General features: G+C 70.9%; 21 protein-coding genes. 12 read left to right on the top strand and 9 right to left on the bottom strand.

All coding sequences use genetic code 11. From position 1 onward, the window contains the following. Positions 1-55 precede the first annotated feature (55 nt). Both ACIBEA_RS13835 and ACIBEA_RS13830 read left to right on the top strand, forming a co-directional pair. Entirely contained in the window at positions 56-1,069 is a 1,014-nt protein-coding gene (locus tag ACIBEA_RS13835) for an agmatine/peptidylarginine deiminase (protein ID WP_399260376.1), read from the top strand. Further along, positions 1,066-2,058: a nitrilase-related carbon-nitrogen hydrolase gene (locus ACIBEA_RS13830; RefSeq protein ID WP_399260374.1), complete on the top strand. Its 993-nt coding sequence runs from the start codon at positions 1,066-1,068 to the stop codon at positions 2,056-2,058. The genes ACIBEA_RS13835 and ACIBEA_RS13830 overlap by 4 nt, the downstream gene beginning before the upstream one ends. A gap of 543 nt (positions 2,059-2,601) precedes the next feature. Here ACIBEA_RS13830 and ACIBEA_RS13825 read toward each other — a convergent pair. The 3 genes from ACIBEA_RS13825 to ACIBEA_RS13815 all read right to left on the bottom strand — a co-directional run bounded on the left by ACIBEA_RS13825 (position 2,602) and on the right by ACIBEA_RS13815 (position 6,110). Then, positions 2,602-4,059 (bottom strand): catalase, encoded by a 1,458-nt coding sequence (locus ACIBEA_RS13825; RefSeq protein ID WP_399260821.1) that lies wholly within the window; start codon positions 4,057-4,059, stop codon positions 2,602-2,604. A 242-nt stretch (positions 4,060-4,301) separates the two neighbouring features. After that, the gene (locus tag ACIBEA_RS13820) at positions 4,302-5,201 is read right to left on the bottom strand and encodes a 2-hydroxy-3-oxopropionate reductase (RefSeq protein ID WP_399260372.1); all 900 of its coding nucleotides are present in this window, start codon (positions 5,199-5,201) and stop codon (positions 4,302-4,304) included. A gap of 75 nt (positions 5,202-5,276) precedes the next feature. Continuing rightward, the gene (locus ACIBEA_RS13815; RefSeq protein ID WP_399260370.1) at positions 5,277-6,110 is read right to left on the bottom strand and encodes a TIM barrel protein; all 834 of its coding nucleotides are present in this window, start codon (positions 6,108-6,110) and stop codon (positions 5,277-5,279) included. Between the two features lie 125 nt (positions 6,111-6,235). On the opposite strand from ACIBEA_RS13815, the gene ACIBEA_RS13810 reads away from it, so the two are divergent. The 7 genes from ACIBEA_RS13810 (at position 6,236) to ACIBEA_RS13780 (ending at position 12,151) form a co-directional block, all read left to right on the top strand. Continuing rightward, on the top strand, positions 6,236-6,487 hold the full coding sequence (locus ACIBEA_RS13810; RefSeq protein ID WP_354383872.1) for a hypothetical protein: 252 nt from the start codon (positions 6,236-6,238) through the stop codon (positions 6,485-6,487). Beyond that, positions 6,484-6,882: a helix-turn-helix domain-containing protein gene (locus ACIBEA_RS13805; RefSeq protein WP_399260369.1), complete on the top strand. Its 399-nt coding sequence runs from the start codon at positions 6,484-6,486 to the stop codon at positions 6,880-6,882. The genes ACIBEA_RS13810 and ACIBEA_RS13805 overlap by 4 nt, the downstream gene beginning before the upstream one ends. A 151-nt stretch (positions 6,883-7,033) precedes the next feature. Next, positions 7,034-7,546, top strand: a complete 513-nt coding sequence (uraD, locus tag ACIBEA_RS13800) for a 2-oxo-4-hydroxy-4-carboxy-5-ureidoimidazoline decarboxylase (protein WP_399260367.1) — start codon at positions 7,034-7,036, stop codon at positions 7,544-7,546. Next, on the top strand, positions 7,543-7,932 hold the full coding sequence (gene uraH / locus ACIBEA_RS13795) for a hydroxyisourate hydrolase (RefSeq protein WP_399260365.1): 390 nt from the start codon (positions 7,543-7,545) through the stop codon (positions 7,930-7,932). Before uraD ends, uraH begins: the two co-directional genes overlap by 4 nt. A 2-nt stretch (positions 7,933-7,934) precedes the next feature. Next, entirely contained in the window at positions 7,935-8,858 is a 924-nt protein-coding gene (gene pucL / locus ACIBEA_RS13790) for a factor-independent urate hydroxylase (protein ID WP_399260364.1), read from the top strand. A gap of 189 nt (positions 8,859-9,047) precedes the next feature. After that, positions 9,048-10,451: an 8-oxoguanine deaminase gene (locus ACIBEA_RS13785; protein ID WP_399260362.1), complete on the top strand. Its 1,404-nt coding sequence runs from the start codon at positions 9,048-9,050 to the stop codon at positions 10,449-10,451. Between the two features lie 317 nt (positions 10,452-10,768). After that, a complete protein-coding gene (locus ACIBEA_RS13780) occupies positions 10,769-12,151 on the top strand; it encodes a nucleobase:cation symporter-2 family protein (protein ID WP_399260360.1) in 1,383 nt (460 codons plus the stop codon). A 110-nt stretch (positions 12,152-12,261) separates the two neighbouring features. Here the strand turns inward: ACIBEA_RS13780 and ACIBEA_RS13775 are convergent, their stop codons facing one another. The 3 genes from ACIBEA_RS13775 to ACIBEA_RS13765 all read right to left on the bottom strand — a co-directional run bounded on the left by ACIBEA_RS13775 (position 12,262) and on the right by ACIBEA_RS13765 (position 16,230). After that, the gene (locus tag ACIBEA_RS13775) at positions 12,262-13,452 is read right to left on the bottom strand and encodes a hypothetical protein (protein ID WP_399260358.1); all 1,191 of its coding nucleotides are present in this window, start codon (positions 13,450-13,452) and stop codon (positions 12,262-12,264) included. Positions 13,453-13,778: 326 nt separating this feature from the next. Further along, on the bottom strand, positions 13,779-15,398 hold the full coding sequence (gene aceB / locus ACIBEA_RS13770; protein ID WP_399260356.1) for a malate synthase A: 1,620 nt from the start codon (positions 15,396-15,398) through the stop codon (positions 13,779-13,781). A 250-nt stretch (positions 15,399-15,648) separates the two neighbouring features. Continuing rightward, entirely contained in the window at positions 15,649-16,230 is a 582-nt protein-coding gene (locus tag ACIBEA_RS13765) for an NTP transferase domain-containing protein (RefSeq protein ID WP_399260819.1), read from the bottom strand. Between the two features lie 374 nt (positions 16,231-16,604). On the opposite strand from ACIBEA_RS13765, the gene ACIBEA_RS13760 reads away from it, so the two are divergent. After that, on the top strand, positions 16,605-18,092 hold the full coding sequence (locus ACIBEA_RS13760; RefSeq protein ID WP_399260354.1) for a PLP-dependent aminotransferase family protein: 1,488 nt from the start codon (positions 16,605-16,607) through the stop codon (positions 18,090-18,092). A 17-nt stretch (positions 18,093-18,109) separates the two neighbouring features. Here ACIBEA_RS13760 and ACIBEA_RS13755 read toward each other — a convergent pair whose 3' ends face one another. Next, positions 18,110-18,739 carry a response regulator gene (locus ACIBEA_RS13755; RefSeq protein ID WP_399260352.1) on the bottom strand — a complete coding sequence of 210 codons (630 nt, stop codon included), beginning with the start codon at positions 18,737-18,739 and terminating at the stop codon, positions 18,110-18,112. Then, positions 18,736-20,064, bottom strand: a complete 1,329-nt coding sequence (locus tag ACIBEA_RS13750; protein ID WP_399260350.1) for a sensor histidine kinase — start codon at positions 20,062-20,064, stop codon at positions 18,736-18,738. The genes ACIBEA_RS13755 and ACIBEA_RS13750 overlap by 4 nt, the downstream gene beginning before the upstream one ends. 134 nt (positions 20,065-20,198) lie before the next feature. Between ACIBEA_RS13750 and ACIBEA_RS13745 the strand changes: the two genes are divergently transcribed. Continuing rightward, complete coding sequence (locus ACIBEA_RS13745) at positions 20,199-21,299, top strand: ABC transporter permease (RefSeq protein ID WP_399260348.1); 1,101 nt, start codon at positions 20,199-20,201, stop codon at positions 21,297-21,299. Beyond that, positions 21,296-21,997 carry an ABC transporter ATP-binding protein gene (locus ACIBEA_RS13740; protein ID WP_399260346.1) on the top strand — a complete coding sequence of 234 codons (702 nt, stop codon included), beginning with the start codon at positions 21,296-21,298 and terminating at the stop codon, positions 21,995-21,997. Before ACIBEA_RS13745 ends, ACIBEA_RS13740 begins: the two co-directional genes overlap by 4 nt. Before the next feature lie 177 nt (positions 21,998-22,174). On the opposite strand, the gene ACIBEA_RS13735 is transcribed toward ACIBEA_RS13740, so the two are convergent. Then, complete coding sequence (locus ACIBEA_RS13735; protein ID WP_354383087.1) at positions 22,175-22,981, bottom strand: IclR family transcriptional regulator; 807 nt, start codon at positions 22,979-22,981, stop codon at positions 22,175-22,177. Positions 22,982-23,280 lie beyond the last annotated feature (299 nt).

Below are 23,280 nucleotides of genomic sequence, written 5' to 3'. Positions count from 1 at the left end.
CAGCTACATGTCAGTCACATGGGGCCGGGGCCCGCCGTACCGAGGGAGTACTCCGATGAATCCGCGCATGCCCGCCGAGTGGGCCGAGCACGAAGCCTGCCTGATGGCCTGGCCGACCCGTCCGTCCCTGTGGGGCCCCGCCTTCGAGGCCGCCAAGCACGAGTACGCCGCCGTGGCCCGCGCCATCGCCGCCTTCGAGCCGGTCATCATGATCGCGGCGCCCGGCCGCGCCGAGGAGGCCCGCGCCTTCTGCGGCGACGACCCCGGCATCGAGGTCACCGAGCTGCCGCTCGACGACTCCTGGCTCCGCGACTCGGCACCGATCTTCGCCTACGACGAGCACGGCGCCCGCGTCGGCGTCGACTTCCGGTTCAACGCGTGGGGCGAGAAGCACCACCCCTGGGCCGCCGACGACAAGCTCTCGGCGCTGCTGCTGGACCGCCTCGGCATCCCGCGCGTGCACTCCTCGATGATCCTGGAGGGCGGCGCCTTCACCGTGGACGGCGAGGGCACCCTGATCACCACCGAGCAGTGCCTGCTCCACCCCAACCGCAATCCGCGGATGAGCCGCACCGAGATCGAGGACGAGCTGAAGCGCCGGCTCGGCGTCGAGAAGGTGATCTGGCTGCCCTACGGGGGCCTGGAGGACACCGAGACCGACGGACACGTCGACGGCGTCGCCGCCTTCGCCGCGCCCGCCAGGGTCGTCGTCTCCCTCCCCGAGGACCCGGCGCACCCCGACTACGCCCGGATGCGCGCCAACCTCGCCGTCCTGGAGGCCAGTACGGACGCCCGCGGCCGCGCCCTGGAGATCGTCAAGGTCCCGCAGACCGTCTACGGCGAGGTGGACGGCGCCCCGGTCGAGGTCTGCTACCTCAACTTCTACCTGGCCAACGGCGGCTGCGTGGTCCCGGTCGGCGGCACCGCGGCGGATGAGGCGGCCCTCGCCGTCATCGCCGAGGCCCTGCCCGGCCGCAAGGTGGTCGGCGTACCGGCCCCGGTCCTCGCCTACGGCGGCGGCGGCGTCCACTGCATCACGCAGCAGATCCCGAAGGACCTCACCGCATGAGCACCGCCGCCGCCCCCGCCACCGGTGCGGGCACCGTCACCGCCACGGCGTCGGCCGACGGGTACGAGCTCCACACCTGCTACGGCTCCCCGCTCGGCTCCCCGGCCCGGTTCCAGCCCGCCGAGCGCCCCGCGCTGCGCGTCGGCCTGGTCCAGATGCGCTGGTACGCCGACGAGGCCGAGCACGACGAGCGGCTGCGCGAGGGCGTGGCGCTGGCCGCCTCCGAGGGCGCGAAGGTGGTCTGCCTGCCCGAGCTGACCCGCAGCCCCTACTTCTGCAACACCGACGACCCCATGGCCGACGGCGCCGCCCGCTACCTGGAGGACGTCGAGAGCGGCCCGACCGTCCGGCTGATCGGCGAACTGGCCACCGGCCTCGGCATCACCGTGCACGCCTCGCTCTACGAGCGGGCCGAGGACGGCGGCCTCGGTTACAACACCGCCGTCTGCGTGGACCCGGACGGCAAGCTGGTCGCCCGCACCCGCAAGAACCACATCCCGGCCTTCCCCGGCTACCGCGAGGACCTGTGCTTCCGCCCCGGTGACAGCGGATTCCCGGTGGTCGGCCTCGAAGGGGCCCGCTTCGGCTTCCCGACCTGCTGGGACGAGTGGTTCCCCGAGCTGGCCCGGGCCTACGGCCTGCACGGGGCGGAGATCCTGGTGCATCCCACGGCCATCGGATCGGAGGTGGACCTCCCGGACTTCGACACCCGGCCCATGTGGGAGCACGCGATCAGCGCCAACGGCCTGGCCAACGCCCTCTTCATGATCGTGCCGAACCGGATCGGCACCGAGGGCCGCTCGACCTTCTACGGGTCCTCGTTCATCTCCGACCCCTACGGCCGGGTCGTGCTCCGCGCCCCCCGCGACCGCCCCGCCGTCCTGGTCGCGGACCTCGACCTCGACCAGCGCCGGGACTGGTTGGAGTTCGGCCTGATGCAGACCCGGCGCCCGGAGCTCTACGGCCAGCTCACCGAGCGGACCGGCTGACACCCGTACCGGCCGCTGCGGACACGACAAAGCGCCGAGTCACGGGACCGTCCGTGACTCGGCGCTCTGGTCTGTTACCGCCCGACGGGACGAGGCTGGCGCGACAGGACATTCGCACCCGCCGGGCGGGGTATGGGGGGCTGCTGTGACTCCGACGGACGGAGTCCGGCGCAGCCGGGCCGAAGCCGCGCAGCGTGCGAGGGCGGCGTCCGGAAGGGGACATTCGCACCCGCCGGGCGGGGTTCATGGGGGAGGTGGTCCTGCTCGTTCTCCGTGGTCCACAGGGGGCTCTGTGCGTGGCCCCCTATATATAAGGAGAAGGAGAGGAGTGGCTGGGACCGCGGTGGTGGCGACAGGACACCTTGGCTCCGTCTCCCTCAGGTCAAGAGACAAGCCGCTGGGCCTTTACCACCGCACTGGCTCGACACCACCGCGGTCCTCGTCCTGCCCCCACCGCGTACCACCCCTCATCCGGGTTCGCGGTGCGGGCTCAGCACCCGGAATCTGACCTCCCGTCAAATTCCGGACGCAGCCTGTGGGCTCCTAGCCTTCGCGCAGGGCGCGAACGGCCTCCTCGACGCGCTTGCCGTAGTCGGCGTCCGCGGCGTGGAAGTGAGCCAGGTTCTTCTCGATGACGTCCTCCAGGGTGACCTGCGAGAGGCCACCGGCGATGTTCGCCACCAGACGCTGCTTGGCGTCCTCGGACATCAGCCGGTAGAGCTCGCCGGCCTGGAAGAAGTCGTCGTCCTTGGTGTGGGCCGGGGCCTCGTGCGTGCCCGTGTAGCCGCTGACCGCGAGCGGAGCGCCGAGCGCCAGACCGGTCTCGGCCGGACCCTGGTGCGAGTTGGGCTCGTAGTTCTTGTCGTGGCGCGAGCCGTTGCGCAGCGCCATGACGCCGTCGCGGCCGTAGTTGTCGGCCTTCGTCGCCTTCGGAGCGTTGACCGGGATCAGGGTGTGGTTCACACCGAGGCGGTAGCGCTGGGCGTCGGCGTAGGCGAAGAGGCGACCCTGGAGCATCTTGTCCGGCGAGGCGGTGATGCCCGGGACGAAGTTGTTCGGGGAGAACGCCGACTGCTCGACCTCGGCGAAGACGTTGTCCGGGTTGCGGTCGAGGACCAGGCGGCCCACGCGCTGCAGCGGGTAGTCGCTGTGCGGCCACACCTTGGTGAGGTCGAAGGGGTTGAAGCGGTAGTCCGCGGCCTCGGCGGCCGGCATGATCTGGACGTAGAGGGTCCAGCTCGGGTTCACGCCGCGCTCGATCGCCTGGAGCAGGTCGGTCTGGTGCGAGTTCGCGTCCGAGCCGACGAGCTCGGCGGCCTGCTCGCCCGAAAGGCAGCGGATGCCCTGGTTCGTCTTGAAGTGGTACTTGACGAAGAAGGACTCGCCCTGGGCGTTGGTCCACTGGTACGTGTGGGAGCCGTAGCCGTTCATGTGGCGGTAGGACGCCGGGATGCCGCGGTCACCCATCAGCCAGGTGATCTGGTGCGTCGCCTCGGGGGCGTGCGCCCAGAAGTCCCAGACGTTGTCCGGCTCCTGCTTGCCCGTGAAGGGGTCGCGCTTCTGGGAGTGGATGAAGTCGGGGAACTTGATCGGGTCCTTGATGAAGAACACCGGGGTGTTGTTGCCGACGAGGTCGTAGTTGCCCTCTTCGGTGTAGAACTTCAGGGCGAAACCGCGGGGGTCGCGCACGGCGTCCGCGCCGCCGAGCGAGTCGGCCACGGTGGAGAACCGCAGGAAGGTCTCGGTCTTCTTGCCGACCGTGTTCAGGAACGCGGCGCTGGTGTACGCGGTGACGTCGTCCGTCACCTCGAAGTGGCCGTACGCGGCGCTGCCGCGGGCGTGCACCACGCGCTCCGGGATGCGCTCGCGGTTGAAGCGGGCGAGCTTCTCAAGGAGCTGCTGGTCCTGAATCAGGAGCGGGCCACCGACGCCGGCGGTGGCGGAGTTCTGGTTGTCGGCGACCGGGGCGCCGGACTCGGTCGTCAGCGTGCGCTTCGACATGGTGACCTTCCGTACGGGTAACTGCTGGCGGAAAGAGTCTTCCGTCATGCGGAGGAGCCTAATTTCGGCAAGAACTCAACGTCAACAGTTTGTTGAAGAAAGATGAAGAAAGGCTGGAGGTGAGGTGATCCGGACGGTGCCGGCGCTTGGGCGCGACAGGACAGGTGTCAGCACCGGCACCATCCGGAAACTCAGGTCCCCCGAAGGGGAGGGAGCGGCGGCCCGGCGTGCGGGCCGCGGGCTCAGATCTGGGCGCCGGAGAGGCGCTCGACCGCGCGCAGCAGCGCGGAGTGGTCCAGGCCGCCGTCGCCCTGGGCGCGCAGCGAGGCGACCAGCTGGGCGACGACCGCGCCGACCGGGAGGGCCGCACCGACGTTGCGGGCGGCGTCGGTGACGATGCCCATGTCCTTGTGGTGCAGGTCGATCCGGAAACCGGGCTTGAAGTCGCGGTTCAGGAAGTTGTCCTTCTTGCGGGTCAGGACCGTGGAGCCGGCCAGACCGCCGTTGAGGACGTCCAGGGCGGCCTGGAGGTTCACGCCGGACTTCTCGAGGAAGACGACGGCCTCGGCGCACGCCTGGATGTTCACCGCGACGATGAGCTGGTTCGCGGCCTTGACCGTCTGGCCGGAGCCGTGCGGGCCGCAGAGCACGATGGTCTTGCCGAGGGTCTCCAGGACCGGGAGCGCCTCGTCGAAGTCGGCCTGCTCGCCGCCGACCATGATCGACAGTACGGCCTCGATGGCACCGGCCTCGCCGCCGGAGACGGGCGCGTCGATGACGCGGATGCCCTTCTCGGCCGCGTTCTTCGCCAGGTCGACCGAGGTCTGCGGGGTGATCGACGACATGTCGATGATCAGCGCGCCGGACTTGGCGTTCTCGAGGATGCCGTTCGGGCCGTACGAGATGGCCTCGACCTGCGGGGAGGCGGGCACCATCGTGATGATGACGTCGGCGTCCTTGACGGCCTCGGCGATCGAGCCGGCGGCGCTGCCACCGGCGGCGGCCAGGCGGTCCAGCTTGTCCTGCTCCAGCGTGAAGCCGGTGACCGGGTAGCCGGCCTTCAGGAGGTTCTCGGCCATGGGGGAGCCCATGATTCCGAGGCCGATCCAAGCAATCGACGGGCGCGCAGTGGGGTTGCTCATGATGAGGGTCCTTCTCTTAATGCTTTGTACGAAAAGTGTGTGGCGTGCCTGGCTGATCGCCCGGACTTTGTCCGCCTACTTCGCGGCGCGGGCCTCGGCGGCCAGCCACTCGAAGGACGCGGCGGCGTCGGCGGCCTTGTACTCGAGGCCTACGTAGCCCTCGTATCCGGCCTTCTTCAGCTGGTCCAGGAGCTCCTCCAGGGGAAGCTCGCCGGTGCCGGGGGCGCCGCGTCCCGGCTTGTCCGCGATCTGGACGTGCCCGGTCTTGGCGGCGTACTTTTCGATGACCTCGGAGAGGTCCTCATCGTTCATCGCCAGGTGGTACAGGTCGAGCAGGAACTTGGCGTTGCCGAGGCCGGTGGCCTCGTTCACCTTGTCCACCACCTCGATGCCGGCGGGGGCGCTCACCAGCGGGTAGAGCGGCGACTCCGGCTTGTTGAGCGTCTCGATCAGGAGGATCGCTCCGACCCGGTCGGCGGCGCGAGCGGCCACGACCAGGTTCTCCAGGGCCAGCTCGTCCTGGACTGCCGGGTCCACACCCTCGACGCGGTTGCCGTAGAGGGCGTTCAGGGCCTTGCAGCCGACCGAGGCGGCGAAGTCCGCGGCCACGTCGATGTTGGCGTTGAAGCGGTCCGACTCCTCGCCCGGCACGGACACCGCACCGCGGTCCGGCCCGGGCAGCTGGCCGGCGTAGAAGTTCAGGCCCACCAGCTGGGTGCCGGCGTCCTCAAGAGCCTTCTTGAGGGCGTCCAGCTCCGACTGGGCGGGAGTGGGGGTTTCGATCCAGGGCCACCACAGCTCGACCGCGGTGAAGCCGGCCGCGGCGGCAGCCGCGGGACGCTCCAGGAGCGGGAGTTCCGTGAAGAGGATCGAGAGGTTCACATCGAAGCGCTGGTCCGTGTATCCCATGAGGGGTGTGCGCTCCTTCCGTATTGCGGAAGTTGTTTTCTGCTTGATGGAAGACTGCATCGAGGTTCGCGTGGCTGTCAAGTGCGGACTCCCGAAAAATCCCGAGTGCGGGGTAGCTTGACCGCGTGCGATTGAGAGTGGAGTTCACGACCGAGCCCTTCGACCTCGAAGAGGCTCCTGCCCATGCCGTGGCCGCTCGCGAGGTCATGCGGCGGGCGCACCTGGACGCGATGGACGTCGGTCCCTTCGGCAACACCGCCGAGGGCGAGTCGGACGCCGTGCTCGACGCGGTCACCGCGCTGCTGCGCGACGCGCTCGGCGCCGGCGCCACGCGGGTGTCCCTCCAGGTCAATGTCATCGGGGAGGGAACGCCGTGACCGAACCCCGCGACCACCCGTTCGTCGCCGCGGTCAAGCCGCTGGTGGACGCGATGGGCGGCGAGCTGATGGATCCCGCCCTGGCCCAGCCCGACGACGTCGTGCTCGCCTGGGAGGGGCAGGACCTGCTCGCCGTACGGCTCCCGCAGCTGTCCGACTCGCTGGACCACATCCTGTCGGCGCTGGAGCGCCGGCACGGCGTACCGTTGTCGCAGCTGGACCGCAAGACCAAGCAGGACGTCGTGCGGATACTGGAGGCGCGCGGCGCCTTCTCGGTACGGCACGGCGTGGAGACGGTCGCGGGCGCCCTCGGGGTCAGCCGCTTCACCGTCTACAACTACTTGAACAGGGAGTCGAACCCTCCCAAAGCGGCCGGCAAGCCGACCCCGGAGTGAACATTGCTTGACCTACAGTGACGAGCCGCCGCCCTATTCACCCGGGCGGCGGCTTTTGTGTACGGGAAGTTTCAACAAAGTGTTGACGCCGTGTTGTCGAGGGCGTTAGCTATGCCCAGCCCGTTAAGCAACAAGGCCACGGAGGCCTACCGTGACTTCGAGTCCGACCCCGGGTCTCACCCGGATCAACACCTTGGACGACAGCGCGGCCACGGCTGAGCTGCACGAGGTGTGCGCCAGCTCGGCCTGGGGGAGCAAGATGCTCGCCCAGCGCCCCTTCGCCACCATCGACACCCTCTTCTCGGCCAACGAGTCCGCCATGGCGGAACTGACCGCCGAGGACCTGGGCGAGGCGATGGGGGGACACGCGCCGATCGGCCGGCCGAAGCCTGGTGACCCGACCTCCGCCCGCGAACAGCGGGGGATGGCCGGAGCTTCCGAAGAGCTGAAGACCGAGCTGCTCGAACTGAACCTGGCCTACCAGGAGAAGTTCGGACACGTCTTCCTCATCTGCGCCACCGGTGCGACCGGTGAGTTCATGCGGGACGCGGTCAAGACCCGGATCGCCCACTCGCCGGAGCAGGAGCGAGAGATCGCCCGCGGCGAACTGGTGAAGATCAACCGGATCCGCCTGACCCGACTCGCCGAGGAAGAGAGCGCATGAGCACCGACACCACCGCTTCCGTGTCCACGCACATTCTGGACACGAGCATCGGCCGCCCCGCCGAAGGCGTGGCCATCGCCCTGTCGGCCCGTACGGGCCTCGACGGCGCGTGGACCGCCCTGGGCGGCTCCGCCACCGACGTGGACGGCCGCTGCAAGGACCTGCCGGCTCTGCCGGAGGGCACCACCCACGTACGCCTCGATTTCGAGACCGAGACGTACTTCGCAAAGAAGCAAGCCGAGGCGCAGCAGGACGCCCCCCGCGTAAGGGACAGCGGTGCGTTCTTCCCCGAGGTGACCATCACGTTCGCGGTCAACCCGGGCGAGCACTATCACGTACCGCTGCTGCTCAACCCGTTCGGCTACTCCGTTTACCGAGGGAGCTAGTCATGGCCACGATTCTGGGCCAGAACCAGTACGGCAAAGCAGAGAACCGCGTCGTCAAGATCACGCGGGACGGCGACACGCACCACATCAAGGACCTGAACGTCTCGGTCGCCCTCTCGGGCGACATGGACGACGTCCACTACTCCGGCTCGAACGCCAACGTGCTTCCGACGGACACCACCAAGAACACGGTGTACGCGTTCGCCAAGGAGCACGGCATCGAGTCCGCCGAGCAGTTCGGCATCCACCTGGCGCGCTGGTTCGTGGGCAGCCAGGAGCCGATCAAGAAGGCCCGGATCCGGATCGAGGAGTACTCCTGGAGCCGGATCGCCACCTCGGACGCCAACTCGAAGTTCATCGGCTCCGACGAGGTGAACCACTCCTTCGTCCGTGAGGGCCAGGAGACCCGGGTCACCCAGATCACGTACGACGGTCAGAACTGGGAGGTCATCTCCGGCCTCAAGGACCTGACCGTCATGAACTCCACGAACTCCGAGTTCTGGGGTTACGTGAAGGACAAGTACACGACCCTCAAGGAAGCCTACGACCGGATCCTGGCGACCCAGGTCTCCGCGCGCTGGCGCTTCAACTGGTCGGACGACGAGCAGCGGATGCCCAACTGGGAGAAGTCCTACGCCGAGGCCCGCAAGCACATGCTGCAGGCCTTCGCGGAGACCTACTCCCTGTCGCTGCAGCAGACCCTGTACCAGATGGGTTCGCGCATCATCAACCACCGTTCGGAGATCGACGAGGTCCGCTTCTCGCTCCCGAACAAGCACCACTTCCTCGTCGACCTGGAGCCCTTCGGCCTCAAGAACGACAACGAGGTCTACTTCGCCGCGGACCGCCCGTACGGTCTCATCGAGGCGACGGTCCTCCGGGACGGCGTCGACGCCCGCATCCCCGTGGACATGACCAACCTCTGACGCGGCACGCGCGTCCCGGGGCTCCGCAGTGGCCCCGGGACCGCGCGACACCCTTCAACTTCCTGAATCGGCACCCGGACGCACCACACGGGGCGGCAGTACTGTCAGCTGTCAAGGCCCCCGGCTCCGGCACTCAAACCCCTGGGCTTTGCCGTGCCCGTACCGCCACTGAAAGCACGAGGAAGTCCCATGGCAGCATCGGCAGCCATTGACGGCGCGGTAGAGCGCATCGTCATCGAGAACTGTGCGATTGCGACCGTCGACGCGAAGGACACCGAGTACGCCTCGGGCCACGTCGTCGTCGCCGGCAACAAGATCGAGTCCATCGGCGCGGGCAAGGCCCCCGAGAACCTCGAGAACGTCGTCCGTCGGATCGACGGCACCGGGCACCTCGTGACCCCCGGTCTGGTCAACACGCACCACCACTTCTACCAGTGGATCACGCGTGGTCTGGCCACCGACCACAACCTCTTCAACTGGCTCGTCGCGCTGTACCCGACCTGGGCGCGCATCGACGAGCAGATGACGTACACGGCCGCACAGGGCTCCCTCGGCGCGATGGCCAAGGGCGGCGTCACCACCGCCATGGACCACCACTACGTGTTCCCCAAGGGCTCCGGCGACCTCTCCGGCTCGATCATCCGCGCCGCGTCCGAGATGGGCGTCCGTTTCACCCTCGCCCGCGGCTCGATGGACCGCAGCGAGAAGGACGGCGGTCTGCCGCCGGACCACGCGGTCGAGACCCTCGACGGCGCGCTCGCCGACACCGAGGCGACCGTGAAGAAGTACCACGACGCCTCCTTCGACGCGATGACCCAGGTCGCCGTCGCCCCCTGCTCCCCCTTCTCGGTCTCCACCGAGCTGCTGAAGCAGGGCGCCGAGCTGGCCCGCCGCCTGGGCGTGCGCATGCACACGCACGGCTCGGAGACCGTCGAGGAGGAGCAGTTCTGCAAGGAACTGTTCGGCATGGGCCCGACCGACTACTTCGAGTCGACCGGCTGGCTCGGCGAGGACGTGTGGATGGCGCACAGCGTCCACATGAACGACTCCGACATCGCCGCCTTCGCCCGTACCAAGACCGGCGTGGCGCACTGCCCGTCCTCCAACGCGCGCCTGGCCGCGGGCATCGCCCGCGTCCCGGACATGCTCGCCGCCGGTGTTCCGGTCGGCCTCGGCGTGGACGGCACCGCCTCCAACGAGTCGGGCGAGCTGCACACCGAGCTGCGCAACGCGCTCCTCATCAACCGCCTGAACACCGTCCACCGCGAGCGCGCCCTCAACGCGCGCCAGGCCCTGCGCCTGGGCACCTACGGCGGCGCCCAGGTCCTCGGCCGGGCCGACAGCATCGGTTCGCTGGAGGTCGGCAAGTGCGCCGACCTGGTGATGTGGAACCTCAGCACCTTCCTGCACTCCTCGATCGCCGACCCGGTCACCGCGCTGGTCTTCGGCGCCGCGGCCCCGGTGACGGCTTCGTTCGTCAACGGCAAGCAGATCGTCGAGAACAACCGACTGCTCTTCGCGGACGAGGACGCCATCGCGGTGTCCACCCGTGAAGAGGCGCAGCGCCTCGCGCGGATCTCCGCGCAGGCCTGATCCCACGGAGTCCGGTAGGGGGGGACGGCCCCCGACCGGTCGCCGCGGACCCGAGCGGGGTCCGCGGCAGCCGCTCCCGGGTGGTGCCGCTTTCTTTTCGGCGCCCCCGGGGACGGTGACTCGTGCCACTTGCTCCGCTCTCCCCACCGCGCGCACCCCGCGCCACTGCCACGGCACCTCCAGCCCTCCGCCACCCCGCCGCCCCCCCACAACTTCACACAGGTTCACAGGCTCGACTCGCACAGCTTTCGCACCACCTCCAAGACACCCACGTCCCTGCCGACGTGTTTAACCGACCGGAGGAAGCCGTGGCCGCAATGCCCAGGTTTCGCAAAGACGCAGTCGCAGTAGCGGAGGAGAAGCACCCGGTCGACGAGACCCTGCCTCCGCTGAAAATGTTCACGAGCGGTCTCCAGCACGTGGCCGCCATGTACGCCGGCGTGGTCGCCCCGCCGATGATCGTCGGTCCGGCCGTCGGGCTCTCCCCGACCGAGACGGCCTTCCTGATGGGCGCCTCGCTCTTCACCGCAGGACTCGCCACCCTCCTCCAGACCCTCGGGTTCTGGAAGATCGGCGCCAAACTCCCCTTCGTCAACGGCGTTTCCTTCGCCGGTGTGACCCCGATGATCGCGATCGGCAAGGGCGAGGGCGCCGATGCCATACCCGTCATATTCGGCGCGATCATGGTCGCCGGTCTGCTGGGCTTCTTCGCCGCCCCCTACTTCGGCAGGCTGGTCCGCTTCTTCCCGCCGGTCGTCACCGGTACGGTGATCACCCTCATCGGCGTATCGCTGCTGCCCGTGGCCTTCAACTGGTCCCAGGGCGGCAACCGCACCGCCACCGACTACGGCTCGATGCGGAACATCGGGATGGCCGCCGTCACCCTCGTCGTGGTCCTGCTGATGCGCAAGTTCCTGCGCGGCTTCCTCCAGCAGATCGCCATCCTGCTCGGTCTGGTCGTCGGCACGCTGATCGCGATCCCGCTCGGCATGACCGACTTCGCCCCCATCAAGAACGCCGACCTGGTCGGCTTCCCGTCCCCGTTCCACTTCGGGGCCCCGCAGTTCCAGGTCGCCGCCATCATCTCGATGTGCATCGTCATGCTGGTCTGCATGACCGAGTCCACCGCCGACATCCTGGCCCTGGGCAAGATCGTGGGCCGACCCGCGGACGCGAGGACCATCGAGGGCGGACTGCGCGCCGACACCCTCGGCAGCGCCATCAGCCCGCTCTTCAACGGCTTCATGTGCAGCGCCTTCGCCCAGAACATCGGGCTGGTCGCCATGACCAAGGTGCGCAGCCGGTTCGTGGTCGCGGCCGGCGGCGGCATCCTGATCCTGCTGGGCCTGTGCCCGATGGCGGCGTCCGTCATCGCCCTGGTCCCGCTGCCGGTGCTCGGCGGCGCGGGCATCGTCCTCTTCGGTTCGGTCGCGGCCAGCGGCATCCAGACCCTGGCGGGCGCGGCCATGGAGAAGGGCGAGAACGCCCTGATCGTCGCCGCCTCCCTCGGGATCGGCCTGATCCCGATCGCGGCCCCGACCTTCTACCACGCCTTCCCGAAGGACCTGTTGGTCGTCCTCGACTCCGGGATCAGCACGGGCTGCGTGGTGGCGATCGCACTCAACCTGGCCTTCAATCACCTGGGCAGCAGGCAGGGCGCGGCGCAGGCCGCGGCCCCGGAAGCGGTCCCGGCGCATTGAGCGGACGTACGGCGGTGGGGGGGGGGCCCCCCCCCCCGCGGGGGGGGGGCCCCCCCCCCACCGCCGTATGCGTCCGCGGCCCGGGAGGCGGGGGTTTCAGGAGGCCGGGACTACGAGGCCGGGGTCAGGTACATCCCGGTCTGGTCGGCGCCGGCGGTGTTGCGGCAGCCGAAGTTGCCGCTCGCGGGCTGTGCGTAGATCAGCGAGAGGCAGCGTCCGACGGCCAGTTGCCCGAAGTAGTTCGGGTGCATGTCCTCCTGGATGGGCCCCTGGGTCTCGCTGCTGTCGATCCAGCGCGCCCATTCGCTCGTCTTCGCCGAAGCGGGCGCCGCCGTGGTCACCTGCTTGCTCGCCTTGGCGCAGACCTCGCGGCCCTGCATCATGTCCCGCAGGTCGAGGAACTGGGCGGCCTTGGACGCGGCGACGGCCTTCAGGCGGTTCGCGATCTGCGGTACGAGCGCGTCGCGCGCCCAGTCGGAGTCCTTGTTCCAGAAGGGGCAGCCACCGGTGTTCAGCCGGCTCCAGTCGCTCTGCGTGTAGCGGTTCTCGGCGCCGCGCGGGATCGGCGACGGGTAGGACTGCAGCACGATCCGGTACGAGGAGTCGGCGTACCCGGCGGTGCGCATCACCGCGCGGATCTCGTCGACGGACTTGCCGACCTTCGCCATGACGGCGTCCATCTGCCGGTTGACCACCTCCTGCTGGTCGTCGTAGCAGTAGGAGCCCCAGAGCACGAAGTCGTACGCGCACTCCTTGATGATGTCGGCGAAGCCGAGGTCGTTGCCGCCCACGGAGAGGGCGATGACCTTGACGTTGTTGGTCGCGGCCACCCCGGCGAGCTGATCGGCCTGAGGGGCCTCGCCCTTGAAGGGCACGCCGCCGTTGGAGGCGCGGAACACGTTGTCGGTGACCGCCCCCGAGCAGGCCAGGTTGACCGCCACGTCGGCGATCGGGCCCGCGCTGCGGACCTCGGCCGAGTCCGAACGGTCGCACCCGCCCGCGGTGGCGCCGTACACCTTCGCCGGGTCGTAGCTGCTGCCGCTGACCCAGGCGCGGTCGGTGCCGGTCCGACTGCCGCTGTTGGTCAGGCTGTTGCCCTTCCAGCGCCCGGCCTCGCCGGAGATGTAGCTGTCGCCCATGGAGACCACGGCGGTGGGTCCGGTCCCGGGGCTGGCGACGGAGGTTCCGGCTCCACCGGCCAACAGCGCGCTGACGGCGAGCGGAAGGACGAGCGAGGCCCCGGCAAGTCGTCGCACACGACTTCCGGTCGGGATCTTGCTGACGGTGCGGAATCCGATCACTGCGGAACTCCTGCGGTCGGCCACGCCGAAGTCGGGAACAACTCCGGTGTATGGCTGCGTAAGTGGGGGTACCGCCGGCCGGTGGCAACCGGAAAGGTGACACGCCACACGTTGTTACCGCTAGGTAGCCGCACATTACGATGAGGTAACGCCCGACCGTACGTTCGGTCCTGCCTGGTCGTGAGAGCTCCGGGTTCCATGCGCCGACGAAGATGAAGGCACGACGAAGGTCCGGCCCGGTACCTGGTGGTACCGGGCCGGACCTTCGTGTTCGTCGTGGCTTCGGCTGCTGTGCGAGTTCAGTCGAGGCCGGGGGTGGGAATCGGTCAGCCGGTGAGCTGGTCGTACGCGGGGAGGGTGAGGAAGTCCGCGTAGTCGGCGTCGAGGGAGACCTGGAGGAGCAGGTCGTGGGCCTGCTGCCACTTGCCGTTCGCGAAGGCCTCCTCGCCGACCTCGGCGCGGATCGCGGTGAGTTCGGCGGCCGCGACCTCGCGGGCCAGCTCCGCGGTGGCCAGGGTGCCGTTCTCGAAGACGACGCCCGCGTTGATCCACTGCCAGATCTGCGAGCGCGAGATCTCGGCGGTGGCGGCGTCCTCCATCAGGCCGAAGATGCCGACGGCGCCCAGGCCGCGCAGCCACGCCTCGATGTAGCGGATGCCGACCTGGACCGCGTTGCGCAGGCCCTCGTACGTCGGCTTCGCGTCCAGGGAGTCGATCGCGATCAGTTCACCGGGCGCGACCGAGACGTCCTCGCGCAGCCGGTCCTTCTGGTTCGGCTTCTCGCCGAGCACCGCGTCGAAGGAGGCCATCGCGATCGGCACCAGGTCGGGGTGGGCGACCCAGGAACCGTCGAAGCCGTCGCCCGCCTCGCGGTCCTTGTCGGCCTTGACCTTCTCGAAGGCGACCTTGTTGACCTCGGCGTCCTTGCGGGAGGGGATGAAGGCGGCCATGCCGCCGATGGCGTGCGCCCCGCGCTTGTGGCAGGTGCGCACCAGCAGCTCGGTGTACGCCCGCATGAACGGGGCGGTCATCGTCACCGCGTTGCGGTCCGGCAGGACGAACTTGCCGCCGCCGTCGCGGAAGTTCTTCACGATCGAGAAGAGGTAGTCCCAGCGGCCCGCGTTCAGGCCGGCCGCGTGGTCGCGCAACTCGTAGAGGATCTCCTCCATCTCGTACGCGGCGGTGATCGTCTCGATGAGGACGGTCGCGCGGACCGTGCCCTGCGGGATGCCGACGTAGTCCTGCGCGAAGACGAAGATCTCGTTCCAGAGGCGCGCCTCCAGGTGGGACTCGGTCTTCGGAAGGTAGAAGAAGGGGCCCTTGCCGAGGTCGATCAGCCGCTGCGCGTTGTGGAAGAAGTAGAGGCCGAAGTCCACGAGGGCGCCGGGGACCGGGCGGCCGTCGATCTGGAGGTGGCGCTCCTGGAGGTGCCAGCCGCGGGGGCGCATGACGACCGTCGCGAGCTGCTCCGCGGGCTTCAGGGCGTACGACTTGCCCGTGCGGGCGTCGGTGAAGTCGATCTTCCGCGCGTAGGCGTCGATCAGGTTGAGCTGGCCGGTGACGACGTTCTCCCAAGTGGGAGCCGAGGCGTCCTCGAAGTCCGCGAGCCAGACCTTGGCGCCCGAGTTCAGGGCGTTGATGGTCATCTTCCGGTCGGTGGGACCGGTGATCTCCACGCGGCGGTCGTCGAGCGCGGCCGGGGCCGGCGCGACCTTCCAGTCGCCCTCGCGGATCTCCGCGGTCTCCGGGAGGAAGTCGAGGCTGGAGGTGCGGGCGATCTCGGCGCGCCGGTCGGCGCGGCGGGCGAGCAGCTCGTCACGGCGGGGGGTGAACCGCCGGTGCAGCTCGGCCACGAAGGCGAGGGCCGCTTCGGTGAGGACCTCGTCCTGCCGGGGCAGGACCTCGGCGTCGACGATGGCCAGCGGGGACGGCGCTGGTGCGGACATAACTGTCACTCCTTCAGCGGCGGTGCCTGGCGGCCGCGGGGGAATGCTCGCGCATGCGGCACGCAGTGCCGCGGACTGGAGAGAGTTCCGTGAAACGGTCGCGGGCGCCGTCTGTGGTTCAGGGCGCTTCTGACCAGTGGATAGTAATTTCCTCATGGTGGAAGTTCAATGGTTTGTTGATGTCGAGATTCTCCGGGTCGACAGATTCCGATCTCCGGTGGCCCTCGGTGCCATGACGGTCACGCCCCGCTCAACCCAGATGTGCCAGGTCGGGGGGCGTGTCGATGTCGAAGGCCTCGGCCACGTCCGCACACTCCACGAGAACCAGTTCGTCGGCGTGTCGGGACAGGTGCACCCGGGCGCCCTTGTCGCCCGTCGCCGTCGCCGCGATGTCCGCCCACCGGTCCGCCCCGAAGAGCACGGGGTGGCCCCGCTCGCCCGCGTACGCCGCCGCGACCAGGCTCGCGGGGGAGCGGTACGCCTCCCGCACCCGGGCCACCGCGACCGCGCCGATGCCCGGCTGGTCCACCAGGGAGACCAGGGCCGCGACCGCGTCCGTACCGGCCAGCGAGCCCAGCCCCACCCGCAGGGAGGAGCCCATGCCCTCGGCCCAGTCGGGGTTGTCGACCACCACGCAGCCGCTCAGGTCGGCCCGCTCGCGGACCTCGTCCGCGGCAGCGCCCAGCACCACGTGCACCGGCGCGCAGCCCGCCTCGCGCAGCACCCGCACCGCGTTCTCGACCAGCGGTCGGCCGTGGTGGGGCAGCAGGGCCTTGGGGCGCCCGCCGAGCCGCCGCCCGCCGCCCGCCGCGAGCAGCAGGCCCGCGATCACCGGGCGTGCGGCCACCGGGCCCGCGATCACCGGGCCCGCGGGGTCGATGAGCGGGGAGCCGAGGGCCGAGGTGCGGGGCGCGGCGTGGGGCGAAGGGCCGGGGCGAGCCGGTACGGCCGGGGTGGCGGAGGAGTCTGACATGCCTCCGATTCTCTCCCCGCGCCCCGGCGGGTCGACCGCAGGAGGGTGCGTACGGCGGCCAGCGCGGCCCGGAGCCGCAGCGGGGTCGAGATCCGGTCCTCGGTGGCCAGGAGCAGCGCGCGTTCGTCACGGTCGGTCAGCATTTTTCGGTCCGTCCTTGCCAATCAGGGGCCAATACCGAGAGTCTGGACCTCGATTGGCCTGGCAGGCAGAGCCAATCAGGGGAGGTTGGCATGGCGAACGAGCGAGTGGTCCACACGGCGGACAGGGCCATCGGCAGCCGCCAGCTCGCCGCCCTGCTCCCCGCGGACGTCCGCGCCCGCCCCGGCTACCGGGGCCTCGCCGACGCCGTCCGCACCCTGATCCTCGACGGCCGGATCGCCCTGCACGTGCGCCTGCCCGCCGAACGCGACCTGGCCGAGGCCCTCGCCGCCAGCCGTGCCACCGTCTCCAGCGCCTACGACCTGCTGCGCGAGAGCGGGTACGTGCGCAGCCGCCGCGGCTCCGGCACCTGGACCGAACTGCCCGAGGGGCACGTCCCGGTCGGCGCGCACGCCCTCCTCGGCGGGGGCGGCTACAACGCCGACGGCGACCCCGGCATCGACCTGGCCATCGCCGCGATGGGCGCACCGGACGGCAGCCTCGCGGACGCCCTGGCCTGGGCCGCGCCCCGGCTGCCCGCCCTCGCCCGCAGCCCCGGCTACCACCCCTTCGGCCTGCCCGACCTGCGCGCGGCGGTCGCCGACCGCTTCACCCGCCGGGGTCTTGCGACCCGACCCGAACAGATCCTGGTGACCTCGGGCGCCCAGCAGGCCTTCGCACTGGTCACCAGCCTGTTGTGCCGGGCCGGGGACCGGGTGGTCACCGAGAACCCGACCTATGCCAACGCCCTCGACGCGCTGCGTCGCGTCGGTCTGCGCACGGCCTCGATCGCCGTCTCCGACGCTGGGTGGGACATGGAGATCGCCGAGTCCACCCTGCGCCAGACCGTGCCGCGCCTGGCCTACGTCATCCCGGACTTCCAGAACCCCACCGGGGCGCTGATGCCCGAGGAACAGCGGCTGCGGCTGCTCACCGCCACCCGGCGCACCGGGACCTGGCTGGTCGTCGACGAGACCATCGCCGACATCGCCCTCGACGTGCCGGCGCCGCGGCCACTGGCCTCGCTCGCCCCGCGCGGCGGCGCCGACCACGTGATCACCATCGGCTCGCTCAGCAAGACGCACTGGGGCGGGCTCCGGGTCGGCTGGATCCGGGCCAGCGCCAAGCTGATCGCCGAGCTGACGGCCGTACGCGTCTGCGCCGACATGACCGGCTCCGTGCTCGACCAGCTCGTCGCGCTGCCCCTGCTGGAGGGACTCCACCGCTCGCTGCCCGAGCGGCTCGCGCAGCTGCGCGAACAGCGCGCCGCGCTGGTCGCCTCGCTCCAGCGGCACGCCCCGGAGTGGAGCTGGCAGCTACCGCCCGGCGGGCTCTCGCTCTGGGTGGACCTCGGCGAACCGGTCAGCTCCGCCCTCGCCGAACGAGCCCGGGCCGGCGGGGTCCACATCGGCCGCGGCGCCCGTTTCGGCGTGGACCCGGGGACCTTCGAACACCGGCTGCGCATCCCCTACACGCTCCCTGCAGACCGACTCGACGAAGCCGTGCGCCGCCTGGCCACGGCCCTGCACGACGGGGTCCCGCTGGCCCCCGCGGTCGAGCGCCCGCACTGGGTGGCCTGAGCCGCCCGCCGCCCGGGTCAGGGCGTGCGGATCAGCCGGCGGGCGCTCGCCGCCGCCACGGCCGAGGTGCGCGAATCCACGCCGAGTTTGGCGTAGATGTGCACCAGGTGGGACTTCACCGTCGCCTGGCTCAGGAACAGCTTCTTCGAGATCTGCTGGTTCGACAGCCCGTCGGCGACCAGCTGGAGCACCTCCAGCTCCCGCTTGGTCAGCGCCTCGGCCGGGGTCCGCATCCGGTCCATCAGGCGCAGCGCCACCGCGGGCGCCAGCGCCGACTGGCCCGCGGCGGCCGTCCGTACGGCCGAGGCCAGTTCCTCCGGCGGCGCGTCCTTGAGGAGGTAGCCGGAGGCGCCCGCCTCGACCGCGGCCAGGATGTCCGCATCGGTGTCGTACGTCGTCAGGACCAGCACCCGCGGGCCGCCCAGCCGGGCCGTGATCAGCGCCGTGGCCTGCGATCCGTGCATCCCGGAGCCGAACTGGAGGTCCATCAGCACCACGTCCACCGGCTCCGAAGCGGCCAGTTCCACGGCCCGCTCGGCGGTCGCGGCCTCCGCGACGACCGTGAAACCGGGCTCGGTGTCCAGGACCGCGCGGAGCCCGGCCCGCACCACCGGGTGGTCGTCGGCGAGCAGCAGCCGGATGGTCATCGGGGGGCCTCCACGGGAAGGGGCAGGGTGACGGCCACGGCGGTGCCCTGGCCCGGCGCGGACTCCACGGTGAAGGTGCCGCCCAGGGTCTCGGCGCGCGAACGCATCGCGGGGAGCCCGAAGCCGCCCCCGTCGCCGCCCCCGGTCGTGCCGTCGCCGCCCCCGGAGCGGCCGGCGGCGGGGTCGAAGCCCCGGCCGTCGTCGACGATGTCCAGGGTCACCGAGGCGTCCATGAAGGTGAGGGTGATCTCGGCGCGGCCGGCGCCCGCGTGCCGGACCACATTGGCCAGCGCGGACTGGGCGATGCGCAACAGGGCCACCTCGTACGGGGTCGGCAGCTCGGTGGGGCTCCCGCTCAGCGAGAACCGGGCCCGCACCCCCGGGGCGCCGACGCACAGCCGCTCCAGGGCCGCGGCGAGCGACCCGTGTTCCAGATCGGGCGGGCTCAGCGCACGGACGAACCGCCGGGCCTCCGCCAGGTTGTCCTGCGCGGCCTCCCGGGCACGGGCGATGTGCCCGAGCGCCGCCGCCCGCCCGCCCGCTTCCCCGCCCGCGCCCCGGCCCCCGCCCCCGTCCTCGGCCGGCCCCGCCGGGGGCGGGCCGTCGCCGAGGGAGCGCTCCGCCGCGCGGAGCAGCAGCTGGATGGAGGACAGGCCCTGGGCGAGGGTGTCGTGGATCTCCCGGGCCAGCCGTTCGCGCTCGGCCAGGATGCCCGCGTCGCGCTCGGCCGCGGCCAGTTCGGCCCGGGTGGTGATGAGCTCCTCGATCAGCTCGCGGCGGCGCTCGCTCTCCCGGTACAGCGCCTGGTAGCCGAGTACGGTCGCCACCGCCACGGCGCCCCCGATCAGCGGCCCCAGGAACGCCCCCGGGGTGACCGTGCTGCTGTGGCCCAGGAACCCCCCGATCGCCGCGCACGCGGTCAGCGCGACGGCCGTGACCCCCCAGCGCAGCCGCAGCAGGTGCAGTTCGAGGAAGTACAGCGGGAAGGCGATCCAGAGCCCGTCGGGGGAGACCACGAGCAGCCCCGCCCAGGCCGCGCCGAGCCCGGCGAGCCAGAGCGCCCCGGCGCCGGGCGAGCGGTGCACGACGGGCGCCCGTACCCCGGCGACGTAGAGGACGGCCAGCAGCGCGCAGGCGGTGACCACCCACCCCGCGCCGGGCGCGGAATCGGTCACGGCGCGCCCGGCGGCCAGGGCGAGCAGCCCGAACAGCAGGGCGTGCAGGCACAGGCGCAGCACCCGCGAGACGGGGGTCAGCGCGCGGCCGGTGGCGGCGGGCGCGGGCCGCGAAGGCCGGAAACGGCGGGTGGTACGGGCGGATTCCATGGCCCGACCAGCGTAGGTCGCCGCCGCCCGGCCCCGGTCAACCAAAAGTTTGATGTCTCCTTCCGCCCTTCGATACGAGGATCGATCCTGTGGCGCGATGCCTTGTGTCCACGGTGAAGACCAAGGTGGGAAGCATGTTCGTCGCATGGAGAGATCTACGGTTCGCCAGAGGCCGCTTCGCCCTGATGGGTGCGGTCGTGGTGCTGATCACGCTGCTCGTGGGCCTGCTGTCGGGGCTCACCTCCGGATTGGCCCGGGAGAACATCTCGGCCATCACCGGCCTGCCCGCCACCCGCCTCGCCTTCGCCGCGCCCGCCGGTGACCAGAAGGTGTCCTTCACCAATTCCCAGCTCCCCGAGAGCGCCTGGAAGGCCTGGCGGGGGCAGCCCGGCGTGAAGGCCGCCGACCCGCTCGGCATCCGCACCACCAACGCGCTCTCGGGCGAGCGCACGGCCGCCGTCTCGGTCTTCGGCGTCGAGCCGACCGGTCGGCTCGCCCCGAAGGGGGCCGTCGAAGCCGGCGCCCTCGCCCCGGGCAAGGTGGTCCTGAGCGAGAAGGCCGCCAAGGAGCTCGGCGGCCTGCGCGCCGGTTCCAAGCTCAAGATCGGCTCCCTGGAGCTCGCCGTCGGCGCCGTCTCGGGGACCGCCTCCTACAGCCACACCCCGGTCGTCTGGATGGACCTGAACGACTGGCAGCGCATCGGCAACCCCGGCACCTCCCTCGACACCCTCGCCACCGTCGTCGCCCTCGACGGCGGTGGGACCACGGACTGGGCGGCCGGTGACAAGGCCTCCGCCAGCACGAGCCGGACCATCGACGAGGCACTCGGTGCCATCGGCTCCTACCAGGCCGAGAACGGCTCGCTCCAGCTGATGCGCGGATTCCTCTTCGCCATCTCGGCCCTCGTCATAGGAGCCTTCTTCACGGTCTGGACGATCCAGCGCAGCGGGGACGTCGCCGTCCTCAAGGCCCTGGGCGCGTCCACGCCGTACCTGCTGAAGGACGCGCTCGGCCAGGCCGTCGTCATGCTCGCCGTCGGCACCGGCCTCGGCAGCGCCCTCGCCGCCGGCTTCGGCGCGCTGATCAGCGGCGGCGCCGTGCCCTTCGTCCTCGACACCGCCACCGTCCTGGTGCCCGCCGCCGTCATGATCGCGCTGGGCGTGGTCGGGGCGGCCCTGTCCATCCGGCGGATCACCGCCGTCGACCCGCTGACCGCTCTCGGGAGCGCCCGATGACCCTCCTCGTGCACGACGTCACGCTCACCTACCCGGACGGCGACACCCGGCTCACCGCCCTGGACGCGGTCGACCTGGAGGTTCCCGCGGGCACCCTCACGGCGGTGGTCGGCCCCTCCGGTTCCGGCAAGTCCAGCCTGCTCGCGGTGGCGGCCACCCTGGTCACCCCGGACTCGGGCAGGGTCGTGGTGGCCGGGGAGGACACCGCGACGCTCAGCGCCGCCGACAAGGCGCGGCTGCGCCGCGAGCGGATCGGGATCGTCTTCCAGCAGCCGAACCTGCTGGCCTCGCTGACCGCGGCCGAACAGCTCCAGGTGATGGCCCACCTCTCGGGTCGGCCCTCCCGGCAGCTGCGCCGACGGGCCCTGGAGCTGCTGGAGGCGGTCGGCCTGTCCGACAAGGCCGACAAGCGCCCGCACCAGCTCTCCGGCGGTCAGCGCCAGCGCGTCAACATCGCCCGCGCCCTGATGAACGAGCCCGCGGTACTCCTCGTCGACGAACCGACCAGCGCCCTGGACCACGAGCGCGGCGCGGCCGTCCTCGACCTGCTGGTCGGCCTCACCCGGGAGCGCGCGACGGCGACCGTCCTGGTGACGCACGACCACGCGCACCTGGAGCGGATGGACCGCACGGTGACGATGAACGACGGCCGCCTGACGGCGACCGCCCCGGTGGTCCCCGCGGTCCCCGCAGCCTGACCCGCCCACGAACGACGGCCCCGGCCCCCCACCCCGCCGGGGGGGGGCGGGGGGGGGGGTGGGGGGGGGGGCCGCCGGCGCCGGGGGGGGGGGGGGGGGGGCCCCCCCCCGCCCCGGCCCCCCCCCCCCCCCCGGGGGGGGGGGGGCGGCCGGGGGCCGGTGGTTGGGGGGCGGGACCTACTGCGCCGGGTTCTGCGTGGCGAGCGCCACCGACAGCTCGGCCGCGATCCCCTGGAGGATCGGCACGATCGAGTCGGTCAGGGCCTCGGTGACCCGGCCGGCCGGGCCCGAGATGGAGATCGCGGCGGCCGTCGGCGAGTTGGGCACCGAGACGGCGAGGCAGCGGACCCCTATCTCCTGCTCGTTGTCGTCGACGGCGTAACCGACCTCGCGGACCTGCTCCAGCGCCGCGAGGAAGCCCTCGGGCGTGGTGATGGTCTTCTCGGTCGCGGCCGGCATGCCGGTGCGGGCCAGCAGGGCCCGTACCTCGTCGGCGGGGGTGTAGGCGAGCAGCGCCTTGCCCACGCCGGTGGAGTGCGGCAGCACCCGGCGGCCGACCTCGGTGAACATGCGCATGGAGTGCTTCGAGGGCACCTGGGCGACGTAGACGATCTCGTCCCCGTCGAGCAGGGCCATGTTCGCCGTCTCGCCGGTCTCCTCGACCAGACGGGCCAGGTACGGGCGGGCCCAGGTGCCCAGCAGGCGCGACGCCGACTCGCCCAGGCGGATCAGGCGGGGGCCGAGGGAGTACCGTCGGTTGGGCTGCTGCCGGACGTAGCCGCACGCCACCAGGGTGCGCATGAGGCGATGGATGGTGGGCAGCGGCAGACCGCTGGCGGCGGACAGCTCGCTCAGGCCGACCTCGCCCCCGGCGTCGGCCATGCGTTCGAGCAGATCAAAGGCGCGCTCAAGGGACTGGACGCCACCGCTGGCGGCAGGGCTCTTGGCGGAAGCGTCGGTGGTGCTGGCGCTGGACGTCGGCACGGCGCGGTCCTTTCGGTGCTGGCAGGCAAGGCAGCAGCCTACCCGGCGGTCGACACCGGCCCTAGTGCCGGGGCCAGGCCGTCCCTGCCGGTCAGAGGTGGTTTGTCCGGGTGCCGGACAACCTTGCGGGGACCTCCGCCGGAGCCCCGGTGGTGGTAGCTACATTCTGTAGAGCGAAATCTTAATTCCATCCTGTGGAAACATCCAATTGAGATGGAGGCGTGTCAGTGGTCCGTCCGGGGGCTCTTGACTGGCTCCGCATCGGCGTGAAGACTCCGTCAACAGAACGTTGAATTTCG

The organism is Streptomyces sp. NPDC051555, assembly GCF_044454405.1.
Classification (GTDB): Bacteria; Actinomycetota; Actinomycetes; order Streptomycetales; family Streptomycetaceae; genus Streptomyces.
This window is presented reverse-complemented; position numbering and strand designations above follow the sequence as displayed.

Bases quoted from the DNA above. Each gene is read 5' to 3' on its own strand.
- ACIBEA_RS13825 (WP_399260821.1), bottom strand. From the start codon at position 4,059: ATGTCGAAGCGCACGCTGACGACCGAGTCCGGCGCCCCGGTCGCCGAC.
- aceB (WP_399260356.1), bottom strand. From the start codon at position 15,398: ATGTCCGCACCAGCGCCGTCCCCGCTGGCCATCGTCGACGCCGAGGTC.
- ACIBEA_RS13835 (WP_399260376.1), top strand. From the start codon at position 56: ATGAATCCGCGCATGCCCGCCGAGTGGGCCGAGCACGAAGCCTGCCTG.
- ACIBEA_RS13820 (WP_399260372.1), bottom strand. From the start codon at position 5,201: ATGAGCAACCCCACTGCGCGCCCGTCGATTGCTTGGATCGGCCTCGGA.
- ACIBEA_RS13750 (WP_399260350.1), bottom strand. From the start codon at position 20,064: ATGGAATCCGCCCGTACCACCCGCCGTTTCCGGCCTTCGCGGCCCGCG.
- uraH (WP_399260365.1), top strand. From the start codon at position 7,543: ATGAGCACCGACACCACCGCTTCCGTGTCCACGCACATTCTGGACACG.
- ACIBEA_RS13760 (WP_399260354.1), top strand. From the start codon at position 16,605: ATGGCGAACGAGCGAGTGGTCCACACGGCGGACAGGGCCATCGGCAGC.
- ACIBEA_RS13815 (WP_399260370.1), bottom strand. From the start codon at position 6,110: ATGGGATACACGGACCAGCGCTTCGATGTGAACCTCTCGATCCTCTTC.
- ACIBEA_RS13780 (WP_399260360.1), top strand. From the start codon at position 10,769: ATGCCCAGGTTTCGCAAAGACGCAGTCGCAGTAGCGGAGGAGAAGCAC.
- ACIBEA_RS13830 (WP_399260374.1), top strand. From the start codon at position 1,066: ATGAGCACCGCCGCCGCCCCCGCCACCGGTGCGGGCACCGTCACCGCC.
- ACIBEA_RS13785 (WP_399260362.1), top strand. From the start codon at position 9,048: ATGGCAGCATCGGCAGCCATTGACGGCGCGGTAGAGCGCATCGTCATC.
- pucL (WP_399260364.1), top strand. From the start codon at position 7,935: ATGGCCACGATTCTGGGCCAGAACCAGTACGGCAAAGCAGAGAACCGC.
- ACIBEA_RS13755 (WP_399260352.1), bottom strand. From the start codon at position 18,739: ATGACCATCCGGCTGCTGCTCGCCGACGACCACCCGGTGGTGCGGGCC.
- ACIBEA_RS13745 (WP_399260348.1), top strand. From the start codon at position 20,199: ATGTTCGTCGCATGGAGAGATCTACGGTTCGCCAGAGGCCGCTTCGCC.
- ACIBEA_RS13740 (WP_399260346.1), top strand. From the start codon at position 21,296: ATGACCCTCCTCGTGCACGACGTCACGCTCACCTACCCGGACGGCGAC.